Raw genomic sequence first — 14,839 nt, forward strand, 5'->3', positions numbered from 1 at the left:
ACGACCTGACACCCGAACCCCAGCCCGCGAACCGCACCCCGCGCTCGCGGGGCGGTTCGCGTCAGGAGGTCAGGCCGGAGTAGGCGTGCAGGCCCTTGAAGAAGACGTTGACGATCGTGAAGTTGAACAGCACCGCGGTGAAGCCGATGATCGACAGCCACGCCGACCGCGTGCCGCGCCAGCCGCGCGTCGCGCGCGCGTGGATGTAGCCCGCGTAGAGCACCCAGATGACGAAGGTCCACACTTCCTTCGTGTCGAAGCCCCAGTAGCGCCCCCACGCGTCGTTGGCCCAGATGGAGCCGGCGATGAGCGTGAAGGTCCAGAAGATGAAGCCGACGATCGCGAAGCGGTACGCGAGCGACTCGAGCGCGTCGGCATCCGGCAGCGTCCGCAGGAACGATGCGCCGCGGCGCGGCGCCTCGCCGTCGGCGGATGCGGCGACTGCCCGCCGCTCGCGACGGGACTGCAGCAGCTGCATGACCGAGAGTCCGAACGCGAGCGCGAACAGGGCGGTCGCGAGCGACGCGACGAACACGTGGATGACGAGCCACACGGACTTCAGCGGGTCGGCGAGCGGCACGACCTCGACATAGAAGGCGAGCGTCGCCCCGCCCAGCAGCACGACCGCGAGGCCCGTGATGAACGCGCCGAGGAAGCGCAGGTCGTAGCGGAACAGCACGACGAGGTACACCGCGACGATGAGCATCGTGCCGGTGAGGGCGAACTCGTACATGTTCGACCACGGGACGCGCCCCGCCGCGACGCCGCGCGTGACGTCGCCGGCGACGTGGAACAGCCAGCCGAGCACCGTGAGCGACGTGCCGATGCGGGCCCACACGAAGCGCGGCTTGTCCGAGCGCGGCCGCGTGCGCCCCGACGGCGCGTCGTCGTCGAAGGTCACGACGCCGTCGGGCGTCTCGACCGACATCGCCGTGCCGGATGCGGCGGCCGCGACGAGCTCGCGCTCGCGGGCGGTCTCGCGTGCGGCGGCGTCCTGCGCCTTGAGGGCGATGTCGCTGCGGCGCGCGAGGTCGATCGCGTACGCGATGAACGCGAGCGCGTAGATGGCGATCGCGGTCCACACGAGCAGGAGCGAGATGGCGTCGAGCGACAGCGTTCCGGTGCCGGGCATGGGGGTCATTGTAGATGCGCCTTCTTTCGCCAGCCCCGGAGGGCTTCGTCGTGACGGGCGGCGGTCTGCTCGACCGCCGCGGCCAGGGTGGGGTCCTCGCCGCGCGCGAGCCCCGCGTATTCGATCACCACCGTGCGTCCGCGCGGTGTGGCCTTGACCCACACGCGACGGCGGGGCACGAACAGCGCCGCGAGCAGTCCGGCCGTCGCGAGGATCGCGAACGCGAGCACCCACGGGGCGGCGATGTCGCGGTGGATCGACAGCGACGCGAAGCGCTTGACCGACCCGTCGTAGCCCTGCGCGCCGGGAGGGGACTCGTTCTCGAACGTGACCGAGCCGAGGCCGTCGGGGAGCGTCGCGGTCTGGCCGGGCGCGAGCTCGACGGCACCGACGCCGGTGCCGGGCCCCGCGATCTGCTCCATGTCGGACGTGTCGAGCGTGTACACCGAACGGGGTGTGCCGCCGTCGATGCCGAGGTCGCCGACGTACACGCTGAAGGTGACGACCGGGTTGATGAGGGCGGGGTAGCCGGACGAGAAGGCCCCGGATGCCAGCGCCACCTGCGTCGGGTAGAAGAAGCCCACGAGCCCCATCTGCTCCGGCATGCCGTCGGGGATCTTCACGACGCCGAGCGAGGTCATGTTCGTGTCCTGCGGCAGGAACGGCACGGAGTCGCTGAACACGACGTCGCCGGCGGCGTTGCGCACGGTGATGGTCGGCGCGTAGCCGTTGCCGAGCAGGTAGACCCGGTCGCCGGCGACGTCGAGCGGATGGTTCACGCGCACCTCGCCCTCGCCGGTGTCGTCGCCGACCTGCGTCGTCACGTGCGCGGCGAAGTCGCCCGCCTGCCCCGCGCCCTGCTCGCCCGAGGGCACGTACGACACGTCGAAGCGGTCGAGCGTGAGCGAGTAGGGCGTGAGGGCGTCGGTGCTGACGAAGCGTCCGGGGTTGAACGAGGAGTAGTCCAGCAGCGAGTTGACGAAGGTCGTCCCCTCCACGAGCACCCGCTGTCCGGTGTAGGTGAACCCGCCGCCCACGCCCACGGCGATGAGCACCCCGACCAGGGCGCCGTGGAAGACGAGGTTGCCCGTCTCGCGGAGGTACCCGCGCTCGGCCGACACCGAGAACGATCCGCGCCCGTCGTAGCGCTCGACGCGGTAGCCCGCCTTCCGCAGCTGCGTCGTGGCGAGCTCGACCGCCTCGGCGGCGAGCTCGTCGGCGTCTTCGCCCTCCCCCAGCTCGATCACGCTCTCGCGCGTGTCGTCCAGGCGCGACAGCCGCGCCGGCGTGCGCGGCGGGCGCGAGCGCAGCGCCTTCCAGTGGTGTCGCGTGCGCGGGATGACGCAGCCGATCAGCGAGATGAACAGCAGGATGTAGATCGCCGAGAACCACGGCGACGTGTACACGTCGAACAGCTTGAGGTTGTCGAGGATCGGTGCGAGGTCGGGGTTGTCGGTGAAGTACTGCGACACGCCGTTCGGGTCGGCGCTGCGCTGCGGCACGATCGATCCGGGCACCGCGGCGATCGCGAGCAGCAGCAGCAGCACGAGGGCCGTGCGCATCGAGGTGAGCTGCCGCCATCCCCATCGCAGCCATCCGAGCGGACCGAGCGCGGGCGAGGTGATGTCGTCGCCGGATGCGGCGGCGTCGCGGCTGTCCGCGTGGTCGGCGGGGCGGAGTGTCCCCTCCGCGGGGGCGTCAGAGCGGGAGCGGGACACTGCGGAACACCCCCTGCAGCTGCGACATCCAGGAACCCCAGACGCCGGTGACCATCGCCAGGCCGAGCACGATCAGCAGCACGCCGCCGATGATGTTGACGGCGCGGATGTGGCGGCGCACGAACGCCACCGAGCGCGTCGCCCAGCCGAAGCCGAGCGCGAGCAGCAGGAACGGGATGCCGAGGCCCAGCGAGTACGCCAAGCCCAGCAGTGCCGCCCGCCCCGGGTCGCCGAGGTTGTACGAGACGGAGAAGATCGCGGTGAGCGTCGGGCCGATGCACGGCGTCCACCCGATGCCGAGCGCGATCCCCAGCAGCGGCGCCCCGATGAGCCCGACGCTCGAGCGCGCCTGCGGGCGCATCGTGCGCTGGGCGATGCCGAAGAGCCCGATGAAGACGAGTCCCATGAGGATGACGACGACGCCCATGATGCGCGTGATGGTGTCGGCGTACCGCACGAAGAACAGGCCGATGACCCCGCCGAGCACGTTCACCGTCATGAACACGAGCGTGAACCCGGCGATGAACAGCAGCACACCCGTGAGCAGCCGTCCGCGCCCCGGCTGCGCCGAGCCCGAGCCGCGTCGCGGGGCGACCGCGCCGCCGATGAAGCCGAGGTAGCCGGGCACGAGCGGGAGCACGCACGGGGAGAGGAACGACACGAGGCCGGCGGCGAGCGCGATCGGCAGCGCGAGCCACAGGGCGCCGTCGGCGACGGCGGCGCCGGGGTTCACTGACCCTCCTCGAGCACGGTCTTCACGATCGCCTGAAGGATCGAGGCCTCCGGCAGCTCGCCGATGATGCGCGCGGCCACGCGTCCCTGCCGGTCGAGGACGAGCGTCGTGGGCGTGGCGCTCAGCGGCGCCTTGTCGGCGAACGCGAGCTTGACGGCGCCGTCGTTGACGGCGATGACGCTCGGGTAGCTCACGCCGTGGTCCTTCGCGAAGGAGATCGCGGTGGCCGGCTGGTCGTACGTGTTGACGCCGAGGAACGCGACGTCCTGACCCTGGAAGCTCTGGTAGGCCTGCTCGAGCCGCGGCGCCTCCACGATGCACGGGCCGCACGCGGCGTACCAGAAGTTCACGACGAGCGCCGTGCCGGCGTAGTCGTCGCTCGTGACGGTCTCGCCGTTCTCGGTGACGCCGGTGAAGCGCACCGGCTCGCCGCGCTCGTCGGGCGGGATCTCGGCCGTCTGGAACCCGTTCGCGGCGATGTAGCCCTTGTTGTCGCCGGCCCGGTACTGCTCGGCGAGCGGATCGCTCGTGCACGCGGCGAGCGACAGCGCGACGGCGGCGGACAGCGCCGCGGCGGCCAGCCGCGTGGTGCGCCGGCGGGCGGATGCGGCGGCCATCACACCGCCCCCACGTCGACGGCACCGTCGGTCGAGGCCGGCTCGGCGTACGCGACCTCGCGCCAGCGGCCGTCGCGGCGCTCGAAGCTCGTCACGCTCGAGAGCGCGCAGCGACGGCGGCGCGGGTCGTGACGCAGCGGGAGCTCGGCCATCGCGAGGTGCGTGATCCAGATCGGCAGCTGGTGGGACACGACCACGACGTCGCCGCCGTCCGCACGATCCCACGCCGCATCCATCGCCTCCGTCATGCGGGCGACGACCTGCAGGTAGGGCTCGCCCCAGCTCGGCAGCGACGGCTGGGCGAGGTGACGCCAGTTCATCGGGTTGTAGAAGACCCGCTGCATCCGCCGCCCCTCGAAGACGTTCGTGGGCTCGATGACGCGGTCGTCGATGTACGGCTCGATGCCGAAAATCGCCTCGAACGGCTCGGCCGACTCGCGCGTGCGCTGCAGCGGCGAGACGACGAGCGCCGAGACCGGCCGCTCGAGCGAGCGCACGTACTCGGCCGCCTGCCGCGCCATCCGGCGGCCGTCGGCGCTCAGGCCGAAGCCGGGCAGGCGTCCGTACAGCACGCGCCCGGGGTTGTGGACCTCGCCATGGCGCACGAGATGGAGGCGGTCGGCGGGCACCCGTCGATTCTACGGCGCGCGGTTCTGTGCGCCGCCCGAGCCGTTCGACGTCGACCGAGTCAGTCGCCGGGCTCCTGCCACTGCTTCGTGCGCACGGCCGCCCGCACGCGCACGACCACGAACCACACCACGACGGCGGCGACCACGCCGATCACGATCCACTGCAGGATGCCGGCGTACTGCTCCACGATGTGCCACTTCTCGCCGAGGAAGAACCCGGCGAGCACGAAGATCGTGTTCCAGATCGCGCTGCCGGCCGCCGTCAGCAGCGTGAAGCGCCACACCGGCATCTTCGAGACGCCCGCGGGGATCGAGATGAGGCTGCGGAAGATCGGCAGCATCCGCCCCAAGAACACCGCCTTGCCGCCGTGCTTCTCGAACCACGCGATCGTCTTGTCGACGTCCTCGACCTTCACGAGCGGAATCCAGTGCGCGGCCTTGCGCAGCCGGTCGGCGCCGAGGAGACGCCCGAGGCCGTACAGCAGCAGCGCACCCACGACCGAGCCGGCGATCGTCCACACGAGCGCCTCGACGAGCGTGAACGACCCGCGCGCGGCCGTGAGGCCCGCGACGGGCAGGATGATCTCGCTCGGGATCGGCGGGAAGATGTTCTCCAGCGCGATGCCGATGCCCGCGCCCACCGGGCCGATGACGTCCATGAGCGACACGGTCCAGTCGATGAGGCCGGTCAGCCACGAGCCGCCCGCGCCGCCTCCCGAGCCGGAGGAGGACGCGGCGAGGATCAGGTCGGTCATCGGGGGCCTTCGCTCTCGGTGATCGGCGACGGTGCGCGCCTACCGACACACCCTACGAGGCGCGCCTGGCGCTTGGCTGGGGGTTGCACAGCCCACCGCGCGCCCGCGCTTCAGGAGGAGATCGCGCTTCCGGAGGGCGGATGCGGCGTATCACCCCTCCCGAAGCCGGATCCCCTCCCGAAGCGGACCCGGTCAGCGGACGGCGGCGCCGACGATCGCGACGCCGATGAAGAAGCACGCCACGATGAGCGCGGCGGCGGTCAGCGGCACCCAGAACGCCAGGCGGCGGAGGACGAGCAGCACGATGCCGGTGACGAACGCCAGCACGAGCAGCACCCACGGCGAGAGCACCGCGAACCAGAAGCCGAGGTTCAGCAGGCCGGTGTCGCACGTGCCGCCGCCGCATCCGTCCGACGCGAACGCCAGGAAGACCGCGAAGTACGACGCGAGCGCGGCGAAGGCCGCGAGCACGAGCAGCAGCACGATCGTCAGCACGAGATCCCACACGCGGATGCGGCGCGCCGGCCGCCTCTCGGGCTGCAGGGTCCGGTAGGACTCGGGCGGCATCGCGTAGGTCACCGGCTCATCCTAGGGAGCGCGGGGCCGCACGTAGACTGGCTCCTCGTGAGCGAACGCGTCCTCGTCAAGCAGCTGCAGGCCTCCCCCGACGGCCCGGTCACGGTGTCGGGCTGGGTGGAGACCGTCCGCGACCAGAAGAAGGTGCAGTTCGTCATCCTGCGTGACGAGTCCGGCGCCGTGCAGCTCGTGAACCCGGCCACGCGCCCGACCGAGGAGCCGTCCGAGCAGGATGCCGCGGCGCTCGCGCTCACCGAGACGATCTCGAACCTGTCGACCGGCACGTTCCTCACCGTGCGGGGCGAGCTCAAGCACGACGAGCGCGTGAAGCTCGGCGGCGTGGAGATCAAGGTCGGCGAGCTCCAGATCGCCGCCGAGGCGCTGCCAGAGACCCCGATCGCCGCAGACAGCGGCCTGGACAAGCGCATGGACTGGCGCTTCCTCGATCTGCGCCAGGCCCGCAACAACCTCATCTTCCGCGTGCAGACGACCCTCGAGCACGCGATGCGCACGTACTGGGTGGAGCGCGACTACATCGAGATCCACTCGCCGAAGCTCATGTCGAGCCCGTCGGAGTCCAACGCCGAGCTGTTCAGCATGGAGTACTTCGAGGACAAGACCGCGTACCTCGCGCAGAGCCCGCAGCACTTCAAGCAGATGGCGCAGTCGGCCGGGTTCGGCAAGATCTTCGAGATCGGCGACGTGTTCCGCGCCGACCCGTCGTTCACGTCGCGCCACGCGACGGAGTTCACGTCCGTCGACGCCGAGATCAGCTGGATCGACTCGCACGAGGACGTCGCGCGGATGCAGGAGGAGCTCCTCCAGACCGCCATCCAGGCCGTCAAGGACAGGCACGGCGACGAGATCCGCGACCTGTTCGGCGTCGAGGTCGAAGTGCCGACCCTGCCGTTCCCCCGCATCCCGCTCGCTGAGGCGCGCGGGATCGTGAAGAAGCGCGGATACGACATCCCCCGCACCGACGGCGACCTCGACCCCGAGGGCGAGCGGCAGATCGCCGCCCACGTCGCGGAGGAGTTCGGGCACCAGTTCGTGTTCGTCACCGACTACCACCCCGAGATCCGGCCGTTCTACCACATGCGCGATCCCGAGACCGGGCTCACGAAGTCGTACGACCTGCTGTTCAACGGCGTCGAGATCACCACGGGCGCCCAGCGCGAGCACCGCGTGCGCGTGCTGGAGGAGCAGGCGGTCGAGAAGGGGCTCGATTTGGCCGGGCTCGAGCACTACCTCGACTTCTTCCGCTACGGCACGCCCCCGCACGGCGGCTTCGGCATGGGCCTGGCCCGCGTCCTGATGCTCCTCCTCGGCGAGTCCAGCATCCGCGAGGTCACCTTCCTCTTCCGCGGCCCCACGCGCCTGGCACCCTGACGTCTCGCGAGAACGCGCGCACGCACGGTCGCGGACCTTCCGCAGCGTGCATACGCGTGTTCTCGCGGGCGTCACTGGGGGTTCACCGGACCGACTTAGCGTCGCGGGCATGTCACTCCACGCCCGCCGCGGCCGCGTCGTCGCCGGCCTCGCCCTGACCACTGTCGCCGCCCTCGCCCTCGCCGGATGCGCCGGCGGCGCCGCCGACGCATCCGCCTCGAACACGGACGCCGCCACCGCCACGAGCCTCGCCGACTTCGGCACGCTCGCCGACCTCGAAGCCGCGGCGAAGGCCGAGGGCCAGCTCAACGTCATCGCCCTCCCCCGCACGTGGGCGAACTACGGCGAGGTGCTCGACCTGTTCGCCGAGCGCTACCCCGAGATCACGATCAACGAGCAGTCGCCCGACGCGTCCAGCGCCGAGGAGATCCAGGCCGCCGAGACCAACAAGGGCCTCGACACGGCACCGGATGTCTTCGACCTCGGCCTCGCCGTCGCGCTGCAGAACACCGACAGCTTCGCGCCGTACAAGGTCGAGACCTTCGACGAGATCCCCGACGCCCTCAAGGAGCCCTCGGGCCTGTTCGTCGGCGACTACGGCGGGTACATGTCGATCGGCTACGACTCCTCGCGCTTCGACGCGCCCACGTCGCTCGACGACCTCCTCGACCCGCAGTACAAGGGCGCCGTCGCGATCAACGGCGACCCGACGCAGGCCGGGTCGGCGTTCGCCGCCGTGGGCCTCGCAACCGTCGAGCAGGGCGGCACGCTCGACGACTTCACGCCGGGGATCGACTTCTTCGGCGAGCTCGCCAAGGCGGGAAACTTCCTCAAGGTGGACCCCACCGACGCCACCATCGCGAGCGGCGAGACGCCTGTCGTCTTCGACTGGGACTACCTCAACGCCGCGCAGGCCAAGGCCGTCCCCACGTGGAAGACGGTCGTGCTCCCGGGTACCGGGTACGCCGGCTACTACAACCAGGCCATCAACAAGGATGCGCCGCATCCGGCCGCCGCCCGTCTGTGGCAGGAGTTCCTCTACAGCGATGACGTGCAGAACCTGTGGCTGAAGGGCGGCGCCCGCCCCGCACGGATGGACGCCATGACCGAGGCCGGCACGATCGACGCCGACCTCGCCGCAGCCCTGCCCGAGGCCCCGTCGGACACCGTGGTGCCGACCGAGGAGCAGTCCTCGAAGGCCGGCGAGCTGCTCGGACAGATGTGGGCGACGGCCGTCCAGTGACCACCGCCGACGTCCTCCCCGGTCCTCCCCTGGACCGGGCGACGAACCCCGCGCTGCCCGAGGCGACCCCTCGGGCAGCGCGGGGCGGCGCGCGTGCCGGCTGGTCGTGGCTCGGCCTCACGCCGTTCGCGCTCTACGTCGTGCTGTTCCTCGCCCTCCCGACACTGCTGGCGATCGGGTCGGGCTTCTTCGACCGCTCCGGCACCTTCACGCTCGCGAACCTCGCCGCGCTCGGCGACCCGCTCATCCTCACGACGTTCTGGAACTCGTCGTGGGTGTCGCTCGTCACCGCCGCCGTCGGGGCCGTCGTCGGCGCACTCGTGTGCTGGGCGATGCTGGGGCTCCCCGAGACGGGGGTCGTCCGCACCGTCGTCGACGCCGCATCCGGCGTGCTCGCCCAGTTCGGCGGCGTCATGCTCGCGTTCGTGCTCATCGCCGCGATCGGCACACAGGGCGTCGTGACGTCGCTGCTGCGCTCGGCGGCCGGGGTCGACCTGTACGCCGACGGCGTGTGGCTGTACGAGCTGCCCGGCGTCGCCCTCGCCTACCTCGTCTTCCAGGTGCCGCTCATGGTCATCACGTTCATGCCCGCCCTCTCGGCGCTGAAGCCGCAGTGGGCCGAGGCGCACCTCACCCTCGGCGGCACACGGGCGAGCTTCTGGGCGCACGTCGGCATGCCCGTCCTCGCCCCGTCGTTCCTCGCAAGCCTGCTGCTGCTGTTCGCCAACGCCTTCTCGTCGTATGCCACGGCGGCGGCCCTCGCGAGCCAGGGCTCGCAGATCGTGCCGCTGCAGATCCGCACCGCGCTCACGAGCGAGACCGTGCTCGGCCGGGAGAACCTCGCCGGCACGCTCGCCCTCGGCATGGTCGTCGTCGTCGCGGTCGTGATGTGGGCGTACTCGCTCGTCCAGCGACGCGCCGCCCGGTGGCAGGCATGAACCCGCTCGCGCCGCCCCGCGTCGTCCGCTGGATCATCGGCATCGTCGTCGGCGTCGTTTTCGTCGTGCCCTTCGCGGCCACCCTCCTGTTCACGTTCACGCCCCTTCCCGGGGCCGAAGGACTCTCGGCCGCGCGGTGGGCGGCGCTGTTCGACCCGGCGAACGCCGCGAAGCACCGTCCGCTGTGGACGGGCCTCGGCAATTCGCTGTCGCTCGCGGCCGTCACCGTCGCGATCGTGCTCGTGCTGTTCACGCCGACGATGGTGCTCGTGGCCCTGAAGTACCCGCGGCTGCGGCGCGTGTTCGAGTTCGTCGCGCTGCTGCCGATCTCGATCCCGGCGATCGTGCTCGTCGTCGGCCTCACTCCCCTCTACCTGCAGATCGGCCGGACGCTCGGCACCGGCGCGTGGACGCTCGCCTTCGCCTACGGGATCGTCGTCCTGCCCTTCGCGTACCGCTCGATCCAGGCGTCGATCGACGCGATCGACGTCCGCACGCTCGCCGAGGCGGCGCGCACGCTCGGGTCGGGATGGCTCACCGTGCTCGTCCGCGTCATCGTGCCGAACCTGCGCGCGGGCCTGCTCGCCGCCGCGCTCATCACCGTCGCCGTCGTGCTGGGCGAGTTCACGATCGCGTCGCTGCTCAACCGGCAGGTGCTGCAGACCGCGCTCGTCCTCATCAACAAGCAGGACGGCTACGTCGCGGCGATGTTCACGCTCCTCGCGCTCGCGTTCGCGTTCGCGCTGCTGCTCGTGATCGGCCGGGTCGGCCGCGTCGGGTCGGCCGCCCCCACGCGGAGCCGCCGCATCCGCCGCGCCTCCGCTCCCCGGAAAGAGAGAACCGCATGACCACCGCCGACAGCCCGCCGCGCGCCCTCCCCGACACCGCCGACAACACGCTCCTGGCCGACCCGACGTCGGGCACGGCCGTGCGCTTCGACGGCATCGTCAAGGACTACGGCCCCACGCGCGTCCTGCACGGCGTCGACCTCGACATCGCGCCGGGAGAGTTCGTGTCGCTCCTCGGGCCTTCCGGATGCGGCAAGACGACGGCTCTCCGCGTGCTCGCAGGCCTCGAGCGGGCCTCCGGCGGGCGCGTGCTCCTCGGCGGCCGCGACGTGTCGGACGTGCCCACGAACAAGCGCGACATCGGCATGGTGTTCCAGTCGTACTCGCTCTTCCCGCACCTGCGCGTCGCCGACAACGCCGCGTTCGGGCTGCGACGCCGCGGCGTCGCGCGCGCCGAGGCCGCCCGGCGCGCCGCCGATGCGCTCGAGCTCGTCGGGCTCGGCCACCTGGCCGACCGCTTCCCGCACCAGCTGTCCGGTGGTCAGCAGCAGCGCGTCGCGCTCGCCCGCGCGCTCGTCACCGAGCCGCGCGTGCTCCTGCTCGACGAGCCGCTGTCGGCCCTGGACGCGAAGGTGCGCGTGCAGCTGCGCGACGAGATCCGCCGCATCCAGCTGCGCTTGGGCATCACGACCGTGTTCGTGACGCACGACCAGGAGGAGGCCCTCGCCGTCTCCGACCGCATCGCGGTGATGGATGCGGGGCGCATCTCGCAGATCGGCACCCCCGAGGACCTGTACCTCCGCCCCGCGACGGCCGAGGTCGCCGCGTTCGTCGGGGTGTCGAGCCTCGTGCCGGGCATCGTCTCGGGGCGCACCGTCGAGGTGTGGGGCCGCGCCCTGCCGCTGCAGGGCGACGCGCCCGACGGCCACAGCGAGGTCTTCGTGCGCCCCGAGAACGTGCTCCTGCTCGCCCCCGACGACGCCGAGGGCATCGCGGCCACGGTGCAGGAGAGCACGTTCCTCGGGAGCTTCCGCCGCACGCTCGTGCGCACCGCCGACGGCACGCTCGTGCGCGTGCAGCACGCCGCGGGCGATCGCGTCGAGTACGGCGACGCGGTGCGCATCACGGTCGCTCCGGTGCCGGTGCTCGCCCGGCCGCGGACCTGAGCCGGGGAGCGGCCAGGTCGCCCTCCTAGAGTGGGCGGCATGGTCGACAACCCCTGGCTCGCCTTCGCCCTGACCCTCGCGATCTCCGTCGTCGCAGCGCTCGTGTTCACGGCGCTCGTGGCCCTGACCGTGCGGCTGTTCGCCCGGCGGCGGCAGTGGCCCGAGCGGCTCATCCTGCGCGCGCGGCGGCCGTTCCGCGTCGTCGTGCTGCTCGTGGGCATCTGGATCTCGCTCACCGCGTGGCCGGATGCCGCGTGGCTGGACGCGATCAACCAGCTCCTCACGATCGCGGTCATCGTGGCGTCGGCGTGGCTGCTCGGCGCGCTCGTGGCCTTCACGACCGACATGACCCTCGGTCGCCACCGCATCGACGTGCCCGACAACCGCGTGGCCCGCCGCATCCGCACGCAGACCCTCGTCGTCCGCCGCCTCGCGCTCGTCCTCATCGTCATCATCGCGATCGGCGCGATCCTGCTGACCTTCCCGGCCGTGCGCGCGGTCGGCGCGAGCGTGCTCGCCTCGGCCGGCATCGCCTCGATCGTCGCGGGCCTCGCGGCCCAGTCGGTGCTCGCCAACATCTTCGCGGGGCTCCAGCTCGTCTTCAGCGAGGCGCTGCGCGTCGACGACGTCGTGGTCGTCGAGGGCGAGTGGGGGCGCGTGGGCGACATCACCCTCAGCTACGTCGTGCTGAACCTGTGGGACGAGCGCCGTCTCGTGCTGCCGTGCACGTACTTCACGACGCAGCCCTTCCAGAACTGGACGCGCCAGGGGAGCGAGCTGCTCGGCGCCGTCGAGCTCGACGTCGACTGGCGCGTGTCGCCCTCCCGCATGCGCGAGCACCTCGACGAGGTCATCCACCGCACCGACATGTGGGACGGGCGCACCGCCGTGCTGCAGGTGACGGAGGCCACCGGCGGTCTCGTGCGCGTGCGCATCCTCGTCACGGCGAGCGACGCGCCCACGCTGTTCGACCTGCGGTGCTACGTCCGCGAGGCGATGGTGACGTGGCTGCAGCACGAGATGCCCGACGCCCTTCCGGTGCAGCGGGTACTGCTCACCGAGCCCGAGCCCGCGGGCGCTCCGCATGCGCCGCATCCGGCCGCCGAGCCCGGCGAGGGCCTGTTCACCGGCAGCGTCGAGGCGCAGGAGCGGGCGTCGGCTTTCACGAACGCCATCCCCGTCGTCGACACCGACGAGCGCCGGAACGGCTGAGGTCAGAGCGGGAGGTCGACCGCGACCCGGTCGGACACGACGGAGCGGACGAAGGCCGCCGCCTCCTCGTGCGCGGGGTGCACCTGATACCGCTCGAGGGCCTCGACGTCGGCGAAGTCGGCGACGAGCGCGAGATCCCAGTTCTTGCCCGGGTACGCGATGTTCGGGCCGACCTGCATGCGCTCGATCTCGTCGACCACGCCCACGAGCGACAGCAGGCGCTCGGCGGCCTGCTCGGCGTGGAGCGCCCGGGTGTCGGCGTCTTCGGCGGCGAGCTTCCACAGCACGATGTGACGGATGCTCATGCGCCGGCCCCGTCCGCCGCGACACGGCCCGCCTCGGCGTCGCGATCGTGCGCCTCGAGGATCGCGGCGCGCAGCCGGTCGCCCGACACGCGCCAGTGCGCGTGCAGCGCGCCGTCGATGAGCACGACGGGGATCTTCTCCCACCACTGCTCGTACAGGGAGGCGTCCTCGAGGATCGACGCGCGCTCGATGACGACGTCGTCGGCGACGGCGTCCGGCAGGTCGGCGACGACCGACTCGACGATCTCGTCGGCGACATCGCACAGGTGGCACTCGGACTTGCCGATGAGCGTGAGGGTGGTCACGCATCGATCCTATGCAGGGCGCGCGGCGCCCCGGCGCTCAGCGCTCGAGGTCGTAGCCGGCCTCGGCCCACGCCCCCGTGCCGCCGTCGACGTTCGTCGCGTCGTGGCCGCGGGCGGTGAGCGCCTCGACCACGCGGGCGGAGCGTCCGCCCAGCTGGCAGATGACGTCGAACGGGCCCTCGGGCAGCTCGTCGAGGTGCTCGCCGATGGTCGACATCGGGAGGTTCACGGCGCCGGGCACGTGCCCCGCGGCGAACTCGTCGGCCTCGCGCACGTCGATGAGCGGAACGCCCTCGCGCTCGCGCAGCTGCTGGACGGAGATGGACTTCATGGCGGCTCCCGGAGACGGATGCGGCGAACACGAAGCGCCCGTCACGACGGACAGGCGCTTGGTGTGATGGCCGCTTACTTCTTGTTGCGGCGCTGGTGGCGAGTCTTGCGAAGCAGCTTGCGGTGCTTCTTCTTCGCCATGCGCTTACGGCGCTTCTTGATGACAGAACCCACGGAAAACCTCACTATGTCAGGGGTCTGGGTGCCGGACGTCGGCTCCCGGGATCAGGCATCCACGGAAAAATGCCTCGGATCAGTCTAGCCGACGTCGGACACAGGCCGCTGCACGGCCTCGACGACGGCCGATTCGGGCACGCGATAGCTCCGGCCGAAACGCACCGCGGGGAGCTCGCCCGAGTGCACGAGACGGTAGACCGTCATCTTCGACACACGCATGACCTCCGCCACCTCGGCGACCGTGAGGAAGCGCACATCCGGCAACTGCGCCATGGCGTTCCTCCCCGTCCCCCCAGTGTGCTGACGACACTCTAGAGGCTGGCCGCGACGCGTGTAAACCTGTGTGACTGCTGTGGCTCGGTGTGTTCAGCGGCCGGGAAGCTTGCGCAGCGCCGAGGCGACGACGTGCTTCGCGGATGCAGCGGCCCGACCGACCGCCTCGGCGGCGTGGACGGCGGGCTCGGGCAGAGCGATCGGCACCGGCTCGTCCATCGGGAAGAATCCCATGAGCCAGTCGTCGACCTCGTCGAGGGGCGACGACTGGAGGCTGTAGTAGCGGTGCTGACCCTCTTCGCGCACGGAGACGAGTCCCGCGTCGCGCAGCACTTTGAGGTGCTTGGACACGGTGGGCTGGCTGACGCCGAGGGACTGCACGATGTGCGAGACACTCGTGCCCTTCGCGGTGCTGCGGGAGCGCTCGAGGAGGAGCTGGAGGATGTCGCGACGCGTGCGGTCCGCGATCACGTCGAAGATGTCCGCCATGCGTTCAGATTAGTCGCGCGTGCACCGGAGTACCATGAGCGGGTCCGCCGCGCCGCCGCGCCGA

General features: G+C 71.3%; 19 protein-coding genes. 6 read left to right on the forward strand and 13 right to left on the reverse strand.

The features are described from left to right. Nucleotides 1–61: 61 nt before the first annotated feature. The 7 genes from ccsB to EI169_RS13775 all read right to left on the reverse strand — a co-directional run bounded on the left by ccsB (nt 62) and on the right by EI169_RS13775 (nt 6,163). Nucleotides 62–1,132 (reverse strand): c-type cytochrome biogenesis protein CcsB, encoded by a 1,071-nt coding sequence (gene ccsB / locus EI169_RS13745; RefSeq protein WP_125132843.1) that lies wholly within the window; start codon nt 1,130–1,132, stop codon nt 62–64. Between the two features lie 5 nt (nt 1,133–1,137). Further along, nucleotides 1,138–2,850 (reverse strand): cytochrome c biogenesis protein ResB, encoded by a 1,713-nt coding sequence (locus EI169_RS13750; protein ID WP_125132844.1) that lies wholly within the window; start codon nt 2,848–2,850, stop codon nt 1,138–1,140. Beyond that, nucleotides 2,831–3,583 carry a cytochrome c biogenesis protein CcdA gene (locus EI169_RS13755; RefSeq protein ID WP_125132845.1) on the reverse strand — a complete coding sequence of 251 codons (753 nt, stop codon included), beginning with the start codon at nt 3,581–3,583 and terminating at the stop codon, nt 2,831–2,833. Before EI169_RS13755 ends, EI169_RS13750 begins: the two co-directional genes overlap by 20 nt. Continuing rightward, entirely contained in the window at nt 3,580–4,200 is a 621-nt protein-coding gene (locus EI169_RS13760; protein ID WP_125132846.1) for a TlpA disulfide reductase family protein, read from the reverse strand. The genes EI169_RS13755 and EI169_RS13760 overlap by 4 nt, the downstream gene beginning before the upstream one ends. After that, nucleotides 4,200–4,829, reverse strand: coding sequence for a histidine phosphatase family protein (locus EI169_RS13765; RefSeq protein ID WP_125132847.1), 630 nt, complete (start codon nt 4,827–4,829; stop codon nt 4,200–4,202). The genes EI169_RS13760 and EI169_RS13765 overlap by 1 nt, the downstream gene beginning before the upstream one ends. Nucleotides 4,830–4,888: 59 nt before the next feature. After that, nucleotides 4,889–5,584 carry a DedA family protein gene (locus EI169_RS13770; RefSeq protein ID WP_125132848.1) on the reverse strand — a complete coding sequence of 232 codons (696 nt, stop codon included), beginning with the start codon at nt 5,582–5,584 and terminating at the stop codon, nt 4,889–4,891. A gap of 192 nt (nt 5,585–5,776) precedes the next feature. Further along, nucleotides 5,777–6,163, reverse strand: a complete 387-nt coding sequence (locus EI169_RS13775; protein ID WP_125132849.1) for a DUF6264 family protein — start codon at nt 6,161–6,163, stop codon at nt 5,777–5,779. Nucleotides 6,164–6,208: 45 nt separating this feature from the next. Here EI169_RS13775 and aspS point away from each other — a divergent pair, with 45 nt between their 5' ends. The 6 genes from aspS (at nt 6,209) to EI169_RS13805 (ending at nt 12,896) form a co-directional block, all read left to right on the forward strand. Then, on the forward strand, nt 6,209–7,549 hold the full coding sequence (gene aspS / locus EI169_RS13780; RefSeq protein WP_125132850.1) for an aspartate--tRNA(Asn) ligase: 1,341 nt from the start codon (nt 6,209–6,211) through the stop codon (nt 7,547–7,549). Nucleotides 7,550–7,658: 109 nt separating this feature from the next. Further along, nucleotides 7,659–8,792, forward strand: coding sequence for an ABC transporter substrate-binding protein (locus EI169_RS13785; protein ID WP_125132851.1), 1,134 nt, complete (start codon nt 7,659–7,661; stop codon nt 8,790–8,792). 53 nt (nt 8,793–8,845) lie between these two features. Beyond that, nucleotides 8,846–9,730 carry an ABC transporter permease subunit gene (locus EI169_RS13790; RefSeq protein ID WP_205783970.1) on the forward strand — a complete coding sequence of 295 codons (885 nt, stop codon included), beginning with the start codon at nt 8,846–8,848 and terminating at the stop codon, nt 9,728–9,730. Next, entirely contained in the window at nt 9,727–10,578 is an 852-nt protein-coding gene (locus EI169_RS13795; RefSeq protein ID WP_125133492.1) for an ABC transporter permease subunit, read from the forward strand. The genes EI169_RS13790 and EI169_RS13795 overlap by 4 nt, the downstream gene beginning before the upstream one ends. Continuing rightward, the gene (locus EI169_RS13800; RefSeq protein WP_125132853.1) at nt 10,575–11,684 is read left to right on the forward strand and encodes an ABC transporter ATP-binding protein; all 1,110 of its coding nucleotides are present in this window, start codon (nt 10,575–10,577) and stop codon (nt 11,682–11,684) included. The genes EI169_RS13795 and EI169_RS13800 overlap by 4 nt, the downstream gene beginning before the upstream one ends. Nucleotides 11,685–11,723: 39 nt before the next feature. Continuing rightward, nucleotides 11,724–12,896, forward strand: coding sequence for a mechanosensitive ion channel family protein (locus EI169_RS13805; RefSeq protein ID WP_125132854.1), 1,173 nt, complete (start codon nt 11,724–11,726; stop codon nt 12,894–12,896). A gap of 2 nt (nt 12,897–12,898) precedes the next feature. Here the strand turns inward: EI169_RS13805 and EI169_RS13810 are convergent, their stop codons facing one another. The 6 genes from EI169_RS13810 to EI169_RS13835 form a co-directional block, all read right to left on the reverse strand. Further along, nucleotides 12,899–13,201, reverse strand: a complete 303-nt coding sequence (locus EI169_RS13810) for a Dabb family protein (protein ID WP_125132855.1) — start codon at nt 13,199–13,201, stop codon at nt 12,899–12,901. Beyond that, on the reverse strand, nt 13,198–13,506 hold the full coding sequence (locus EI169_RS13815) for a glutaredoxin family protein (protein WP_125132856.1): 309 nt from the start codon (nt 13,504–13,506) through the stop codon (nt 13,198–13,200). The genes EI169_RS13810 and EI169_RS13815 overlap by 4 nt, the downstream gene beginning before the upstream one ends. A gap of 37 nt (nt 13,507–13,543) precedes the next feature. Next, on the reverse strand, nt 13,544–13,837 hold the full coding sequence (locus EI169_RS13820; protein ID WP_125132857.1) for a rhodanese-like domain-containing protein: 294 nt from the start codon (nt 13,835–13,837) through the stop codon (nt 13,544–13,546). A 74-nt stretch (nt 13,838–13,911) separates the two neighbouring features. Further along, nucleotides 13,912–14,010, reverse strand: coding sequence for an AURKAIP1/COX24 domain-containing protein (locus tag EI169_RS13825; protein WP_003792170.1), 99 nt, complete (start codon nt 14,008–14,010; stop codon nt 13,912–13,914). Between the two features lie 84 nt (nt 14,011–14,094). Beyond that, nucleotides 14,095–14,286, reverse strand: a complete 192-nt coding sequence (locus EI169_RS13830) for a helix-turn-helix domain-containing protein (RefSeq protein WP_125132858.1) — start codon at nt 14,284–14,286, stop codon at nt 14,095–14,097. Nucleotides 14,287–14,379: 93 nt separating this feature from the next. Continuing rightward, complete coding sequence (locus tag EI169_RS13835) at nt 14,380–14,775, reverse strand: metalloregulator ArsR/SmtB family transcription factor (protein ID WP_125132859.1); 396 nt, start codon at nt 14,773–14,775, stop codon at nt 14,380–14,382. Between the last annotated feature and the right edge of the window lie 64 nt (nt 14,776–14,839).

Source organism: Microbacterium sp. 10M-3C3 (assembly GCF_003931875.1).
Classification (GTDB): Bacteria; Actinomycetota; Actinomycetes; order Actinomycetales; family Microbacteriaceae; genus Microbacterium.